This is a genomic window from Polaribacter sp. MED152 (genome assembly GCF_000152945.2).
GTDB lineage: Bacteria > Bacteroidota > Bacteroidia > Flavobacteriales > Flavobacteriaceae > Polaribacter.
Genome location: NC_020830.1, coordinates 1,584,922 through 1,601,089, shown reverse-complemented (window position 1 = coordinate 1,601,089; position 16,168 = coordinate 1,584,922). Strand labels below are relative to the sequence as shown.

Sequence of the window (16,168 nt, the reverse complement as noted above, 5' to 3'; positions counted from 1 at the left end):
ATTAAGCAGAAATTATCGAGTCTTTTCTCCTATGAGATTTAAATTCGATAATCATAAATGCAAATAGCAATACATATTCTGCAGCAACAAACCATAAATTCTCTTGCCAAGGAGTATTGGCATAGGCTTGATAACTTAAAATAATGACTAAGGTCCAAAAAACTGGAAAACGATATTTGGTAAATACGCTAATTAACAATGGGGTTGCCAAATACCAAGGATGTATGGTGGTTGATGTAAAATAATAAAAAAACAAACCAAAAAGCATGCTTGACAGTAGGATGACCTGATGATTGTTTTTTCTAAAAAATGTTAGGTAGATGAGGTAAAGTATGGTTAAAATAGGTGTTATCTTTGTAATGATTCCTATTTCATTATAACCTCTAAACAAGTAACCTATTTCTCTGAACAAATAGTAAAAACTTGCGTTAAATTCGAATTTACCAAACCACAAGCCCACAGAGTTTGTATAATTGGCTACTAAAGTACTTGATAAAAAAGGTAGAAATAATAAAACAACTGTACCTAAAATCATAATGTTAAATAAAATGAGTTGCAGCCATTGTTTACCTAATGGTAAGGTTGATTTTTTATTAACAAAAACCTTAAAGAATAAGGGTAAAAAGAAAAAGGGCAATAGTTTAACTGATATTGAGCAGCCTATTAAAACAGCAGCTAAAATCCAATTGCGTTTTTGCAATGCATACATTCCCCAAATAAAAAAGAAGAGCATTACAGATTCAAAATGGAGGTTTCCTGTAAGTTCTATAATGATAAACGGATTCAATACATACCAAAATATATTGTGTTTTGGCAAATGCAACGCTTGAAGCAATTTCTTACCAAAATAGAAAATTCCAAATTCAGCCAGAATAATAATCATTCTTAAAACAAGTACACTCCCAAAAATACTTTTACTGGCAAAAAGAGCTGGAATTAAAAAACACAACTGATTTAAAGGCGGATAATTGGTATAATGACTTCCATTCAATTCACCCATTCCTGCATACAGTTCTCTGGCTTCAGCAATAGGGTAATTGATATGCTCAATAAAGGTTTCTGGTAAAGATAAATACGGATTTAATCCTTCTAAAATCATGCGTCCATCCCAAATAAAACGATAAAAATCTTGTGATAAATTTGGTGTTGAAAAAAGGAAAATCAGTCGAAATAAAAATGCAATGCCTACTAAATTGTTAAACGATAATTTGGGCTTTTGAACTAAAAAATAAAAGCAGGTAAACAAGCCAAACCAAAGAGAAGCCAAAACTGTAAAGTTGGTTCTGTCTAAAGCGTAAGCAATATGGAAATAAAGTAAAGCACTAATAAAGATAAGTGCAATGTCTTTGTATTTTGATAATACAGACATTAGGCTTTAGAAAATATCGATTTAAAAAACACGTAGCTAAACCCTATAAAAAGCATTAAATGAAATGGGAATAATCCAAAATCTCCTCCTTGATCACCAACTACAAATGCGCTATACATACCAAAAACAAAATAAATGGCTAATAAGCCTTCTAGAATTACATGTACTGATGGTTTTTTCTTAATGTATTTGTTGTTTTTCCATCCGTCTTTAATCGTTTTAATATTAAATTTCGGAGTTCTTACAAATTCACTTTTCTTACCCAAATGCCCTTCTAAAACAGCAATTGTATTGTGTAACGAAAAGCCCATAGCTACAGAAAAGAATGTGAAAAAAGCGCCAATATATTTAAAGAATTTTACAAATCCACCTCCATATATATTCTTATACATGTGCCAATAACAAACAAAGAAAATTAGCGAGCTAATTACAAAAAAGCTCATTACATAAAAGTAATTTTTTAAGTGTGCATACTCATTTTTGATGTACAACATAGGTATGCTTAAAATTGCCACCAAAAAGATACATGTAAACATAGAGCTATTTAATAAATGCAATAAGCCATGTACTTTGGTTTTAAAAGAAACACTTTTATTGGTGATGATTCTTTTAATCATTTTCTGAAAGTTCTCAGCTCCACCTTTGTTCCATCTAAATTGTTGAGATCTTGCAGCACTAATAATTACAGGTAATTCTGCAGGTGTTTCTACATTTTCTAAATACTTAAATTTCCATTTATTTAGCTGTGCTCTGTAACTTAAATCTATGTCTTCTGTAAGGGTGTCTCCTTGCCAATTGCCTGCATCATAAATGCACTCTTTTCTCCAAATACCAGCAGTACCATTAAAGTTAATAAAATGCCCTTTGCTATTTCTACCCACTTGTTCTAGGGTAAAATGTGCATCTAACATAAAGGCTTGTATTCGTGTTAGGGTAGAGTAGTTTCTATTGATATGGCTCCATCGCGTTTGAACTACACCTATGTTTTCATCTTTAAAATAAGGCACTGTTTTATACAACCAATCTTTTTTGGGTAAAAAATCGGCATCAAAAATGGCAATAAACTCGCCTTTCGCTGTTTTTAAACCTTCTTTTAAAGCTCCTGCTTTAAAACCTTGTCTGTTGGTTCTACGAATGTGTTGAATATCGATTCCTAAATCTTGAATTTTCTTTATATGTTTGGCTGTCATGGCTACAGATTCATCTGTAGAATCATCTAAAACTTGAATTTCTAATTTAGCTATTGGGTAGTCTATTTTTGCAATGTTTTTAAGCAAACGCTTCATTACATACAACTCGTTATACACAGGTAATTGTATGGTTACAAACGGAATTTCTTCTGGCTGGGTAAAGTCGAATTTAGGAGAATTATCTTCTCTATTTCTATATTTTAGATAATTGACAAGAAGGTTTAATTGTGCTAATGAATATAAAAAAATTAGCAACAGACAAATGGTATATATGAATATGATTATGTACTCTAAAATCATTACTTAAAACTATATTTAAAAATCCAACCAAGAATTTTAACTCCTGCAAATATAGTACCTTTTACAGTTCCTGAAACTTTTGAGACACCTATTCTATTTCTATATTTCACGGGTATTTCTCTGTAACTCATTTTTTGCTTTAATACCTTTAATTGCATCTCTACTGTCCAACCATAGGTTTTGTCTTCCATATTCAGTGCCAGTAGTTTATCATATTTAATACCTCTAAAAGGGCCTAAGTCTGTAAATCGTGCTTTAAAAAAGAGCTTCATTAAAAAAGTAGCTATCCAATTGCCAAATACTTGTTGAGGTGTCATTGCACCAGGTTCTCTAAATTCATCTACTCTTGCACCTACCACAAAATCAATATTCTCTTCGATTATTGGTGCTATAATTTCAGTCAATTGCTCAGGGTAATCAGAATAATCGCCATCTAAAAAAACAACAATATCTGGTTTTGTAGTTTGCTGTTTAATATAATCCATGCCTTTTAAGCAAGCATAACCATATCCTTTTTGGGTTTCTTTCAATACAGTTGCACCTGCTTTTTGAGCATTAAGTTCTGTATTGTCTGTAGAATTGTTACTTATAACAATAACTTCATCCACTATTTTAGGAATATCTTTTATAACATGTGCAATAGAATCTTGCTCATTATATGCAGGGATGATTACTTTAATTATTGGGTTCATTTATCTTAAATCATTTAGATTGTTCTCTCTTTTAAAAGAAGAAAAATCTGTCCATTCTTTTATTTTTTTTCCAGCTGCAAATTTAGAAGCTTTTACCAATTTCTTATTTGTATAAATTAAGCAATACCCATTCTTTTTATTATTCTTCAACTGACACTTGTGAATTAACTCGCCTTTTGAATTGTAAAAAAGCCACCAATTTTCTTTAACGCCATTGTTATAATGCCCTTCTTGTAGAAGTGTTGCTTTGTTGGTGTAAAAGTACCAATATTTTACTTTTTGCCCTTCTTTATACCTACCTTCTTCTTTTAAAACGCCGTTTTTGTAATACGTTTTCCAATAATCTACCTTTTCGCCCTTATAAAGCCAGCCTTCTGCTTTTAAGTTTCCATTGGTATGATAGATTTTGGTATAGGTTTTTTCATTGGTGAACAGACCAACGTAAAGAAAAAATACAAGCAGTGCTTTATGAATCATTATTTCTTATTTACCAGTTGCATTAAATCAACATCGTTACCTAACAAAATTTCGGTAGGATTTATTCTACCTTCTTCAGGGCCGTTTTCTAATTTTAAAACTCCTCTAGGACACACAGCAGAACAAATTCCACACCCTACACAACTAGATCTAACTATGTTTTCTCCTTTTTGCGCATAAGCTCTTACATCAATTCCTTGCTCACAATACGTAGAACAGTTTCCACAAGAAATACATTGCCCACCATTTGTAGTGATTCTAAAACGCGATTTAAAACGTTGCACTAAACCTAAGTAAGCAGCCAATGGGCAACCAAATCTACACCAAACTCTATTTCCAAAAATTGGGTAGAAACCAGTACCAATTACACCTGCAAACCAAGCTCCGATTAAAAAGCTGTAGGTATCTTTAATCCATTGTGATTTTATACCTAAGAACGACGAAGTGCCGGAAAAATAGCAATACAAGGTTACTAGTGTCATCACTAAAGAAAAAACTAGAACCGAATGTATTAGCCATCGTTCTAATTTCCATGCATTCAAACTTTTGTTAGAGTGCTGTCTGTAAGGGTCACCAAGCGTTTCAGCCAAGCCACCACAACCACAAACCCAAGAACAATACCATCTTTTTCCGAAGAAGTAAACCATTACAGGTACAATAATTAGGGTTAAAACAATACCCCAAACCAATATAAAAATACCAATACCACCACTTTCGGTTAAGCTTTTTAAATTCCATTCAAAAAAGAAATCATAATCTAAAGGAAAGGCATTTTTAAAATCGTAACCAGGCATATTTAAGCTGGTCATAATCTCCGGAATTAAAAAGGCAAATACAATTTGAAAAAATAAAACAGATGTAGTTCTTATAATTTGATATTTGTTATGTCTGTACTTTATATACATTCGAACACCCATGGTTAGCATAATTGTACAGTATAGAAAACCGTATACAAACCACTGTGAAGCATCACCACCATTTAATACTTTACTAATAGGATCTAGAATAAACGTCCAGTTTACAACATAGTCTGCCATAAAATAAAGCACCAAATAAAAGGCAACCAAATACACCAAAACCAACCAAGCTATAAAACCTCTATTGGTGGCAGATTGCTGATAGATGTGATCGTTTTTAATACCTGGTTTTCCTAATAAAATTAAGTTTGGTAAAATAAAAAGGAGTGCCCCAATTATGCCCAAACCAAAAGTTAAAAACCACACCAAGCCTGCATTCTCTTTTACAAAACCACTACCTGCTTTTTTAGCGATATTAAAACTAATGGTATGTGGTTTTCCGTTGATTTTATATTGGTATTGAGCTCCTTTTTTCTTCCAGTTTTTCTCTGCATTGTATTTCGCAATTAGCTCATTGTAATACTGGTTGTTTACATCTACCGCATTTCTAACCCGTTTAGAAAATTCAAAGATGTTTACGTTTTCATCGGTAACCAAGGCTTTTTGGAGTTCCTCCACAAATAGCTCACTTTTATAGCCTTTTTCTGCTACAAAAGAATCAAATTCTTGTTGGGTAAATGTAAAATTACCTGTAAAAATGGTGGCTGTAAATAGTGTTAAGCCTGTTAAAAAAATGACGAGTCCTATATTTTTTATCGCTTTCAAAATGGTGCTGTTAGATGTGTGATTGCTATTTTATTTACTTTATTCTTTCTCTTACAAAGCATTTATGCTTTAGAGAATATGCGTTTCCAGCTTTTATCTTGTACTTTTATTTGGGTGTTGTGTTCGCTATTGAATTTTGCAACAATATCTTTTTCATACAAGCTGTAAAACTCCGGATCAAAATTGGCATCCTTTAAATACTTTAAGACGTGTTGTATGGATTGTTTTTCGGTTAACCATTGGTCAAATTTTTCATGACGCATTCGAATTCCGAAAGTATTTATTCCTAAAAATTGTTGTGTTTTTTTATGGTAAGAAATGGTGATACAAATATCTTTTGAAGGGTGTTTCCACTGAAAATAGCTTTCATAATCCTTCTTATTGCGCTCACTAAATACCCAACCATACGTTTGGTATTCAATGTCTAAGAACTTGGCCGAATTAAACCAATGCCCAGGCTTGTATTCAGTTGAATTGCCACAAATGGTTTGCGCTAAAGCTTCACCCATCATTCTTCCTGTATACCAAACTGCTTCAATATTTCTACGTAAACCAATTGCTTCATGTTGTTCTGCACAATCACCTATGGCATACACATCTTTTGTATTGGTTTCTAACATTCTATTCACCAAAACTCCTTTTTTGGTCTTAATTCCTGAACCTTCTAAAAAGTCAATATTAGGTGTAACTCCAGCAGTTAAACCCACAACATTACAGGCAATTTCTTCGCTTGTTTCTTCAATGATAATGGATTTTACACGGCCATTTTCATCGGATTTTATTTTCTTTAAGTTGGTGCTTAAACGCAAATCTATGTGATGCTCTTTGATGTGTTTGTTAATCATTTCAGATTCTTGTGCAGGCAAAACGCCATTCCAAAAACTACTTTCACGTACCAAAAAAGTAACAGGTATATCTCTACTTCTAAGCATTTCTGCCAATTCAATTCCTATTAATCCACCACCTACAATTACAGCGCGTTTACACACGTCATTATTAGGCGCAATCAGTTCTAAATTTTCTAGATCTTGCTTATGGTACATACCCAAAACGCCCTTTAAGTCTTGACCTGGCCAACCAAATTTATTGGGTTTAGAACCAGTTGCAATGATTAACTTATCGTAAGTTAAGGCAGAACCATCTTTAAACGATAGCTCTTTAGTAGCTGTATTTATTTTAGAAACGTAGCCTTCTTTTAGGTTAATGTTGTTTTTATCCCAAAACCAATTTTCATAAGGCTGTGTATGTTCAAACTTCATGTGCCCCATATAAATATACATGAGTGCAGTTCTAGAAAAAAAGTATTTGGTTTCAGCAGAGACTATGGTAATTTGTTTATCAGAGTTTTTTCTGATATGTCTTGCAGCTGTAACCCCAGAAATTCCATTTCCGATAATTACAATGTGTTCCATAATGTATTGATTGATTCTTGACTTTCTGTCGAAGCTAAAGTTAAGAACTTAACAGATACCTATAATTTAGATTAAGTATAAATAAAAAACTTTCTAGAGGCTGTAAGTATTTTAAAACTTCTAAGACTATCCTCTAAATTCATCCAAATAAACCAACCAAATGAATAAAATTAGCCTAAGAAATCTAGCAATACTACTTATCATCATTTTTGTAGAAAGCAGTTTTGCACAAGATGCAGATACTACAACAAAAAGTAATATTCAGACTTACACACCTTCTAAACTATTAAACAAAGGGCAGTGGGATATTAAATTTTTCAACAACCTATATACAGAAACAGAAGCCACTTTTAATGGCGTAAAAGCAGATAAAGCAAGAGAAACGTACTTTACTTCTACATTAGATATTTTTACGGGAGTTTCAGAAAACAATCGTTTAAATGTAGGGTTATTGTTAGAGTACAGATCTAATGCAATTAATGGTAAGAGTGCTACGTCTGTTTTAGGTTTTCCTTCAGATAATAGCTCAAGAAATGGTTTGTCTTCTTTAGCACCTGCCTTAAAATGGCAGCCATTATCCAATGTGGGTAATTTTTCTGTTCAAAGTGCTTTTCATATTCCTTTAATCAATGAAGAATCAGATGCGAATGGGGTGTTTTTAGATCAAACTGCTTACATGTTTCAAAACCGATTTTTCTATGATTATACCTTTCCAAGTGGAGATTGGCAATTATTTACAGAGTTAAGTACCGAATATAATTTTGGTGATGAAGATAGCTTTGCAAACAATACTTTTGTATTAGCTCCAGGTTTGTTCATGAGTTATTTTCCTAATGATGCAACCACTATTTTAGGTTTTGTACAGCATTACCAAAGAATAGGAGATTTTGCGCAAGACTTTACCAGTTTAGGTTTTGGAGGTAAATATCAAATTACACCTGTCTTAAATTTAGAGGTTTTATACAGCAAGTTTGTAAGAGGTAGTGATACTGGTTTAGGGCAAAGTTTTAACTTAGGTTTAAGAGCCTTGTTTTAAGAAAAAGAAGTATTTTTAAGAGATTTATGAAAACAAGATATCTCTTTTTAATTGCTGTACTTTTTTTACAAACCGCTTGTAAAAGTCAACCCCAAAAAATTAACGGATTAAGCTTTGTGGCTTCTAGAGATTCTATTAGCCAAGAACATATTACACCCGTTTTAAATTCTAAAAGTAACTATGTGGCTTTAATGCCTTATAGTTTTATTCGCAATCTAGAGTACCCAAAAATTGAATTTAATACCAATAGAGAATGGTTTGGCGAAACCGAAAATGGGTTACTACAATATGCCAAAGAGTTTAAAAAAGTGGGTATTAAAATAATGGTAAAACCTCATTTATGGTTAAGAAGAGGTGGTTTTACAGGTGATTTAAAACCAACCACAGAAGAACATTGGCAACTTTTAGAAAATTCTTACAAAGCCTACATTCTTACCTATGCAAGAGCTGCTGAAACTTTAGATGCAGAGGTACTTTGTATTGGTACAGAATTAAAAGAATTTGTGATGAATAGGCCAGAATATTGGGTGCAACTCATCAAAGAAATTAGAACTATTTATAAAGGTAAGTTAACCTATGCAGCCAATTGGGATGAGTACAAACGTTTGTCTTTTTGGAGCGAGCTCGACTTTATTGGAATCGATGCCTATTTTCCTTTAAGTGATGTAAAAACACCAACAGTGGCGCATTTAGAAGAAGGTTGGGCAAAACACAAAAAAGAAATTATAGGCATTCAGCAAAAGTTTAACAAGCCTATTCTTTTTACAGAATTTGGGTATAGAAGTGTAGACTATAATGCTAAAAAACCATGGGAGTTTCATAGACTTCAAGGCAGTGTAAATCTACAAGCTCAAGCCAATGGTTTGCAAGCCATACACAATCAATTTTGGGATGAAGATTGGTTTGCTGGCGGATTTCTTTGGAAATGGTTTCACAGGCATGACAAAGTTGGCGGAGAAAACAACAACAGATTTACCCCTCAAAATAAACCAGCAGAAGAACTTATTAAAAAGCTATATGCTCAATAAGAAGTTTTATATTTACTGCAACAATGATTTCTAAATTAAAAATAGTCTTAGTTTTATGTTTGTGCAGTGTTTTCTTAGGGCAAGCGCAAACTACCAAAATTGCATCTATTACAATTAAAGGTGCACAAAAAACAAAGCCTTCTTTTATTGCTAAAATTTTAGAAACGCAAGTGGGGCAACCTCTAGATTCTACTGTATTGCATCAAGATATTTTACGCTTAAAACGCCTACCAGCCATTAGCTATGCCTATTATACAGTGAAAGAAATTGGCGCTCAAGAATGCGCAATTGACATCACTATTGAAGAGAATTATACATTATTGCCCGATCTTAATTTTTGGACAACCACCAACAATGTATTTTCCTATAAATTGGGTTTGTACGATTACAATTTACTAGGTAGAAACATCACTTTTGGAGGCTTTTACCAATACAATGGGTTTCATACCTATGCCCTGAATTTTAGAGCACCCAACCTGTTTTCTAGAAAATGGGGAGTGGCCTTAAATCATCAAAACTGGAAAAGTGAAGAGCCTTTGTATTTTAATGATCAATCTGCCAATTATTTATACAATAACATTTCTTTTGAGGCTTTGGCACTCTATCAAATTGATGTAAACAATGAAGTGAATTTTGGGGTAAATTTCTTTACAGAGAAATATCAATACTTGTCTGGAATAACTGCACCAGAAATTCCACAGCAGCTCGACCTACAAAAAGCATTGTTTAAGCTGGTTTATGGTTATACCAATTTAGATTATTACTACCAATATGTAAGCGGATTTAAGAGTGTGCTTTATGCACAATATGTGCTTACAGAAAATGATTATCAGAATGATTTTTACATTTTTTGGAACGACTTTTTCTATTACAAAAGAATAGGTGAAAAAGGCAATTGGGCCAACAGATTACGATTTGGTTTGTCTTCTAATGAAAACACACCCTTTGCACCTTTTGCTTTAGATAATAATGTAAATTTAAGAGGGGTAGGTATTTTGGTAGATAGGGGTACAGGTAGTTTTGTACTCAATACAGAATACAGGCATACTATTTACGATAAAAAATGGCTAGCCATACAAACCAACGTCTTTACCGATTTTGGTTCTTGGAGAAATCCTGGAGGTGAACTGAATGACTTTTTTCAGGAAGAAAACCTTCGTGTTTATTCTGGTATAGGTTTGCGTTTTATCAGCAAAAAAGTATACAATGCTACGTTTCGAATAGACTACGGATTTCGAATTGTAGGGCAGTCTAACACGTCTAAAGCCGGACTCGTATTTGGTATTGGCCAGTATTTTTAGTTAAAAGTCAATTCGCTTTTTAACACAAATTCATCCGCAATTGCATTTTCTTTCATTTTTTTAAAAAAACTTGGTGAGTTGAATTTTACGCCATATTTAGTTCTGTCTAAATTGGTAGTAAATTGTAGATTGATGTTTTCATTTTTATGAATTTCAACTTCTATCTCTTCTTTTTTAGTAATGTTTTTAATAGTCATATTTCCAACTAAAAGAATTTTTCCTTTAACCAATTTTACAGAATTTAATAGTTTAAAAGTGGCAGTTTGATATTTTTTTACTTCGAAAAAATCTTTATTTCGTAAATGTTTTTTTAAATCTTTATTTGAATGATCGAGCGATTTCATATCTATAATCACTTCCAATTTTTTAATTGAATCATTCTCTATCAAGATTTCTCCTGATTTTGCTTTCAAACTTCCAGTTAAAGCATAGGCATTAAAAGCAGCTTTTCCAGTCCAAGAAATGTTTGAGTTTTTGCTTTCTAGATTGAATTTCTGTGCAGAAATACTCATCGATATAAAAAGTGAAATTGCTGTAAAAAGTTGTAATTTTTTCATTGTATTTAGTGTATTAAATTATTAGTTGTGTGTATCATTTCATAGCCGCAAACAGTTTCACCAGCGTCAGTAGTGCCAATAAAATACCACATTGCCCAACCACCAAATAAACGATTGTCGCTTCTCCAATTGTTATTCCAAGTGTAAGGTTGGGCTTGTTGTAACACTTGTTTTTTAGTGCCAAATTTTTTGTTGAGGTCTTTTAACGGATATGATTTTCTTAAATTCCATTTTCCATTGTAAAACAAGTACGCACCATATTCTGTTATGGTTATCTTGCTTTCTTTACAGAAAATTAAAGTATTGTGTTTCCAGTAATATCTATCATTAATTTTTATAGGATCTACCACTACTGGAAAATTCTTAACGATTATTTTTTTAGGGATGTTTTGCAATTTCTCAGGAATATCTTTTTCAGTAGGCGTGCCATATTTAATTTGTGAATGGCACGAAACACTTAGAAAGAAAATTAACAAAGAAGAGATTATAAATTTCATAATTTTTAGTTTTAAATGAATAACACTGCAAATATGAAATTTATAAGGATGTTGGTCGTCTCTATTTTAGAATTGAGACGAATTTAAAATTTGAAAAAAGTATCAATTAAAAAAATGAAACGTTTAGTTACTTGATTTTAAGTCTTTAGGAGATTTCCCTGTGATTTTTTTCACTGCTCTATTAAAAGAAGATTTTGAGTTAAAGCCTACATCAAAAGCCAAACTTAATAATGTAAATTTTTCATTTTTCGGATTTTTCAGAATGTCTTTAAGCGCTTTAATTCTATATTCGTTTACGAAATCATTGAACTTTTTCCCAAAAATAACATTCAAACATTTTGATGTTTGATACGGTTTTACATTTAATTTTTCTGATAATATGGCCAAATTCAAATCCGGGTTTGTATAAATCTCATCTTCTTCCATCAATTTTTTTAAAGCTTTAGCAATTTGTTCTAGTTGTTGTTTTTCTTTGTCTGGTATGATATTTTGCGTTTTAATCACGTCATTATTTCTTCTGTTAAAACCCTCTAATCCTAACCAATAGGTAACTATGGCCATACCAATAAATAAAGGGTAACTATAGTATTTTCTGAAGGCATAATCAAAAAACAGTACATCAACTAAAACCATTACAATTAAGAAAATAGCATAATATTTCAATACAAAAAGCACTCTTTTAATCCATTGTACTTTATCAATATAAATAAGATGTTCATCTCTTTTTTGTTTCAAAATTTGAGAAGATTTATACGCATAAAATATAATTAAAAGGCCGGAAATGATAAACATTGTAGGGTAGTGCATCCAAACAATGTATCCATAATAGCCCAACCAAGAAAGGCTTTCTTGTGTACCATCCCAATAAAAGTTTTGAGATTTTATGAAGTTACTCCAAAGAAATTCGATGAAAACCGGGAGAAAGTGTATCCAATCTTTTTTAAAATTAATTTTAAATTTTGGTGTAACACTCGCTTTAACAAAAAAGTAGATTAACGCACCATAAATCCAATTGAATTCAATGAAAACGTGATACCAAAAATCGTAAAAACCATATCCAAAAAGTTTGCAAATTTCAACTATTAGTCGATAAGAAAAGAAAAATAAAATAGTAGCTAAAAAGAGATTTGCACTTTTATTTTTTGCGTTTTTTTTGAGTAATATAAAACCATAAATGAGACCTTGAATAGCCCCAGCTGCGAGTAAAATGAGTAAAAAACTATCTACAGGTTTCATATTTTTGAAAGATACATAAGTTGTAGAAGTTTACAAATATTAATTTTATAATAACTTTAACTTGCATTTAAAGTTAAGAGAATTGTTAGCTTTGTAAAAAAGAATACTAGAAATGAGAACGTTTGCTATTGGTGATATACATGGAGGTTTTAAAGCACTAATTCAAGTTTTAAATCAACTTGAACTTAAAGAAGAAGATCACTTAGTTTTTATGGGTGATTATGTTGATGGATGGAGTGAAGCTGCTCAGGTAATCGATTTTCTTATCGATTTTTCAAAAAAGTTTAACTGTATATTCATTAAAGGAAATCATGATGTTTGGTGCGAAAATTGGCTAAAAGATGAAAATGATGTAAATCCTTCTTGGTTTATGCATGGAGGAAAAGAAACCATAGATAGTTATGCAGCCTTTTCTAAGGAAGAGAAACAAGAACATTTGGCGTTTTTCCAAGCGTTACAGATGTATCATTTAGATGATGAAAACCGTTTGTTTTTACATGCAGGTTTTACCTCTATGCATGGTGTTGAAAAAGAGAGTTACCCACATAAATTTTGTACAGATAGAACGTTATGGGAAATGGCGTTAGCCTTAGATAAAAAGATTGAGGTAACTGCGAATAATTACCCAAAAAGATTACAACATTATCACGAAATTTATATTGGGCATACACCAACTACAAACTATAATGAAGAGTTCCCTATGAATGCTGCCAATATTTGGAATGTAGATACAGGTGCTGCTTTTAAAGGGAAAGTAACTGCGCTAAACATTGAAACAAAAGCATTTTATCAAAGTGATGCTTTACCTACTTTGTATCCTAACGAAAAAGGGAGGAATAAATAGTTCTTTCATTTCTTAAATTATATTTACTTTTTATTTTCAAAATTTAAACTTGTTACTTAAAGCAGCTAATTTAATTACTTGGCAATCGACATACTTTTAGTATTCGATAAAATTCAATTTTTAAGGAATGGTAAGTGTCCAAAAAGCTTTGCGGTCTGGACAGGTGAATGGATTAAAAAGTAGAATTTGAGAATAGTAAAATAAGTCTAGATTTTTTTGTTTCTTTTTTCATCAATGGAAAAAAGAAAGTGATTACTTTAAAATTAGAATGACAAGAAAAAAGAGGATATATGTCAGTCTTTTTTGCCTAAAGGATACAATTCTTGTTGCACAAAACTTTTAGGAAAACGGTCATCACCTTCAAAGCCTAACTCAATATCTCTTCCAGAATACGGAATGTAATTCGTTTTAAAAAGGTAATCCCAAATGCTTAAGGTTAGTCCGAAATTTACACCATACTTGCGTTCTTCTGGCAATTCTTTAGAGTGATGCCAGATGTGCATTTTAGGATTGTTAAAAATGTATTTCAACCAACCATAATCCCAATTAATATTGGCATGATTTAAATGACCAATCGTGATATTAAAGAAATGAACAATAGCCACATCTTGTGCAGAAAATCCGCCTATAATGGCTAAAGGTATGTATCGTAAAGAATTGTACACTACAGGTTCCATCCAATGATAACGTAAATGGGCAGCAAATCCCATTTCTTTTACAGAGTGATGTACTTTGTGAAAGTTCCATAGAAACTCCACTCTATGCAATAGTCTGTGTGTCCACCACTGGGTGAAGTCAACCACAATAAAAAAGATGAAAATACGCAAGGCAAAAGGCAAGCTATTTAAATCTAACAACTGAAAATTACTTAGAGTTAAACCAACCACCCCTAATACATCATTAAATAATTCAGCGGCTGTATTTGAAAGGGCAATAAGTACAATTAAGTTCAATAGAAAAAAATTGAAGAACATGTAAAAGGTATCTAACCAAAAATCTTTACGAAACAAAGATTGATTTTTACGCCAAGGAAACAAGCTTTCTAAACCCCAAACCACTAAAGAAATTATAATTAGGGCATAGAAATAATTCTCCCAATTTAACTCAAACAAAACTGAGTTTTTCAGGTAGTTCCAGTAGCCGGAATATGAATTTTTTATAATGTCTATATATTTCTCCACAGATTGCAAATTTACAAAGAGTTCACCAATTGATAAAGTCGGTATTTTTAATTATCTTGTAGTGTGAATGGATATTCATCATTTACCAGATGATAGTCTATTTTAGATTAAACATCTCACAAAAAAACAATCTATATGTGGCAGCACTTACTTTACAAAATACATGCACTAGGTTTTGACGGACTGTATTTTGATATTAAAATAGGCAGAAATACCTATGTTCGCATTCGTTTTTGGTGAAATTAAGGTTTAACCTTTTGATTTATAGTGTTTTAAGCGGTTAAAACCCTTAAAAAACGCAATAATTTGTTGATAAGTTTGCTAAACATTTTAAGAATTTACCTCCAAAAGATCCAAAATGATTTATAGTTTTACCCTTGTAAAGAAAAAGGGCATATCCAAATAGGTTATGAGAAACGGTTTGTAAAATAAAGGCAACGAGTTAACAATTGTTAACTATTTTACAAAACCAACCTTTTATATTTACAAAACAAAAAAGCCTTAAAGATGTGCTTTAAGACTTTTTTAAAACGGTAACACTTTAAGAAGTGCGTAGTTTCATTTTCGAACTATAAAATTACAATTCTTCTTATCGTTTACCAAATTTTAAATAGTAATTTTTAAAAGCAGTCCACATACTGCATTGGTAAACTTATGACTTAATTTTTCTAGTTAAAACTCCTGTAAGTGTTTCATATACTATCAGTTAAACTTTATAAAAACGTATAAGGTTGGGTCTATTTGTGCAGAGTTTTTAAAGCGTATCCAAAGAGGTTTTTGTATTGCTGCCTCGTATAAAGCAATAGAACATCTTAAAAAACAGAAAAAGATGGTCCAATTAAAAAGTGTTAGTAAATCAAATCCTCAGGATAGAGCTGCGGATAATAAATATTATGCTCAAGTAGTAGCAACAGGTAAAACAGATCTTGAAAGATTAGCCTATTTGGTTTCGAACCAAAGTACGGTAAGAGAAGCCGATTGCTATGCTGTAATATTATCGCTATTACATAATGTAGTAGACGAGTTAAAGCAAGGTAGAATCGTAAAGTTAGATAAGCTGGGTTCTTTTCAAATAGGTATTAATTCTGAAGCCGTAGATACACCAGAAGAGGTGTCTGCAAATTTGGTAAATAACGTACGTATTAAATTTAGACCCGATAAGAGAATGAAAAATTCTTTGAATATTAAAACTGTAGATTTTACAATTGTGCAGAGCGCATAATTTTTAGTAGTTTTTTTACAAACCTCAATAGCTTTTGCTATTGAGGATTTTTTTTGCCCTTTACTTAGCATCAAAAGCTAGTAAGAAAATTAAAAAACCTAGTAAGCTTTATACAAAAAGGTGGTAAGGTTTTTTTAGAAAGTTAGTAAGCATTAAATACAAACCTTTGCATCTTTTTTAAAAAACAGCAAACTTTTATATCTT

The 16,168-nt window shown here is 31.8% G+C and carries 15 protein-coding genes; 5 read left to right on the top strand and 10 right to left on the bottom strand.

Features of this window, described 5'->3' with window-relative positions; genetic code table 11:
- Nucleotide 1 precedes the first annotated feature (1 nt).
- From MED152_RS07075 to MED152_RS07050, 6 genes are all read right to left on the bottom strand, one after another.
- Complete coding sequence (locus MED152_RS07075) at nt 2-1,369, bottom strand: hypothetical protein (RefSeq protein WP_015481176.1); 1,368 nt, start codon at nt 1,367-1,369, stop codon at nt 2-4.
- On the bottom strand, nt 1,369-2,859 hold the full coding sequence (locus MED152_RS07070) for a cellulose synthase family protein (RefSeq protein WP_015481175.1): 1,491 nt from the start codon (nt 2,857-2,859) through the stop codon (nt 1,369-1,371). The genes MED152_RS07075 and MED152_RS07070 overlap by 1 nt, the downstream gene beginning before the upstream one ends.
- Entirely contained in the window at nt 2,859-3,551 is a 693-nt protein-coding gene (locus MED152_RS07065; protein WP_015481174.1) for a glycosyltransferase family 2 protein, read from the bottom strand. Before MED152_RS07065 ends, MED152_RS07070 begins: the two co-directional genes overlap by 1 nt.
- The gene (locus MED152_RS07060) at nt 3,552-4,028 is read right to left on the bottom strand and encodes a toxin-antitoxin system YwqK family antitoxin (RefSeq protein WP_015481173.1); all 477 of its coding nucleotides are present in this window, start codon (nt 4,026-4,028) and stop codon (nt 3,552-3,554) included. It abuts the gene before it with no gap.
- Nucleotides 4,028-5,650, bottom strand: a complete 1,623-nt coding sequence (locus MED152_RS07055) for a 4Fe-4S binding protein (RefSeq protein WP_015481172.1) — start codon at nt 5,648-5,650, stop codon at nt 4,028-4,030. Before MED152_RS07055 ends, MED152_RS07060 begins: the two co-directional genes overlap by 1 nt.
- A 62-nt stretch (nt 5,651-5,712) precedes the next feature.
- Complete coding sequence (locus MED152_RS07050; RefSeq protein WP_015481171.1) at nt 5,713-7,062, bottom strand: NAD(P)/FAD-dependent oxidoreductase; 1,350 nt, start codon at nt 7,060-7,062, stop codon at nt 5,713-5,715.
- A 160-nt stretch (nt 7,063-7,222) separates the two neighbouring features.
- Here MED152_RS07050 and MED152_RS07045 point away from each other — a divergent pair, with 160 nt between their 5' ends.
- The 3 genes from MED152_RS07045 to MED152_RS07035 are packed head-to-tail and all read left to right on the top strand — an operon-like array spanning nt 7,223 to nt 10,427.
- Nucleotides 7,223-8,098: a hypothetical protein gene (locus tag MED152_RS07045; RefSeq protein ID WP_015481170.1), complete on the top strand. Its 876-nt coding sequence runs from the start codon at nt 7,223-7,225 to the stop codon at nt 8,096-8,098.
- Between the two features lie 26 nt (nt 8,099-8,124).
- Nucleotides 8,125-9,126: a glycoside hydrolase gene (locus MED152_RS07040; RefSeq protein ID WP_015481169.1), complete on the top strand. Its 1,002-nt coding sequence runs from the start codon at nt 8,125-8,127 to the stop codon at nt 9,124-9,126.
- Between the two features lie 23 nt (nt 9,127-9,149).
- Nucleotides 9,150-10,427 (top strand): POTRA domain-containing protein, encoded by a 1,278-nt coding sequence (locus tag MED152_RS07035; RefSeq protein WP_015481168.1) that lies wholly within the window; start codon nt 9,150-9,152, stop codon nt 10,425-10,427.
- On the opposite strand, the gene MED152_RS07030 is transcribed toward MED152_RS07035, so the two are convergent.
- The 3 genes from MED152_RS07030 to MED152_RS07020 form a co-directional block, all read right to left on the bottom strand.
- On the bottom strand, nt 10,424-10,984 hold the full coding sequence (locus tag MED152_RS07030; RefSeq protein WP_015481167.1) for a YceI family protein: 561 nt from the start codon (nt 10,982-10,984) through the stop codon (nt 10,424-10,426). The genes MED152_RS07035 and MED152_RS07030 overlap by 4 nt on opposite strands.
- A gap of 5 nt (nt 10,985-10,989) precedes the next feature.
- The gene (locus tag MED152_RS07025) at nt 10,990-11,481 is read right to left on the bottom strand and encodes a hypothetical protein (protein WP_015481166.1); all 492 of its coding nucleotides are present in this window, start codon (nt 11,479-11,481) and stop codon (nt 10,990-10,992) included.
- Nucleotides 11,482-11,604: 123 nt separating this feature from the next.
- A complete protein-coding gene (locus MED152_RS07020; RefSeq protein WP_015481165.1) occupies nt 11,605-12,717 on the bottom strand; it encodes an AraC family transcriptional regulator in 1,113 nt (370 codons plus the stop codon).
- 112 nt (nt 12,718-12,829) lie between these two features.
- On the opposite strand from MED152_RS07020, the gene MED152_RS07015 reads away from it, so the two are divergent.
- Complete coding sequence (locus MED152_RS07015; RefSeq protein ID WP_015481164.1) at nt 12,830-13,561, top strand: metallophosphoesterase family protein; 732 nt, start codon at nt 12,830-12,832, stop codon at nt 13,559-13,561.
- 293 nt (nt 13,562-13,854) lie between these two features.
- On the opposite strand, the gene MED152_RS07010 is transcribed toward MED152_RS07015, so the two are convergent.
- Nucleotides 13,855-14,742, bottom strand: a complete 888-nt coding sequence (locus tag MED152_RS07010) for a sterol desaturase family protein (RefSeq protein ID WP_041383922.1) — start codon at nt 14,740-14,742, stop codon at nt 13,855-13,857.
- 829 nt (nt 14,743-15,571) lie between these two features.
- On the opposite strand from MED152_RS07010, the gene MED152_RS07005 reads away from it, so the two are divergent.
- Nucleotides 15,572-15,964, top strand: a complete 393-nt coding sequence (locus tag MED152_RS07005; RefSeq protein ID WP_015481162.1) for an HU family DNA-binding protein — start codon at nt 15,572-15,574, stop codon at nt 15,962-15,964.
- Nucleotides 15,965-16,168 lie beyond the last annotated feature (204 nt).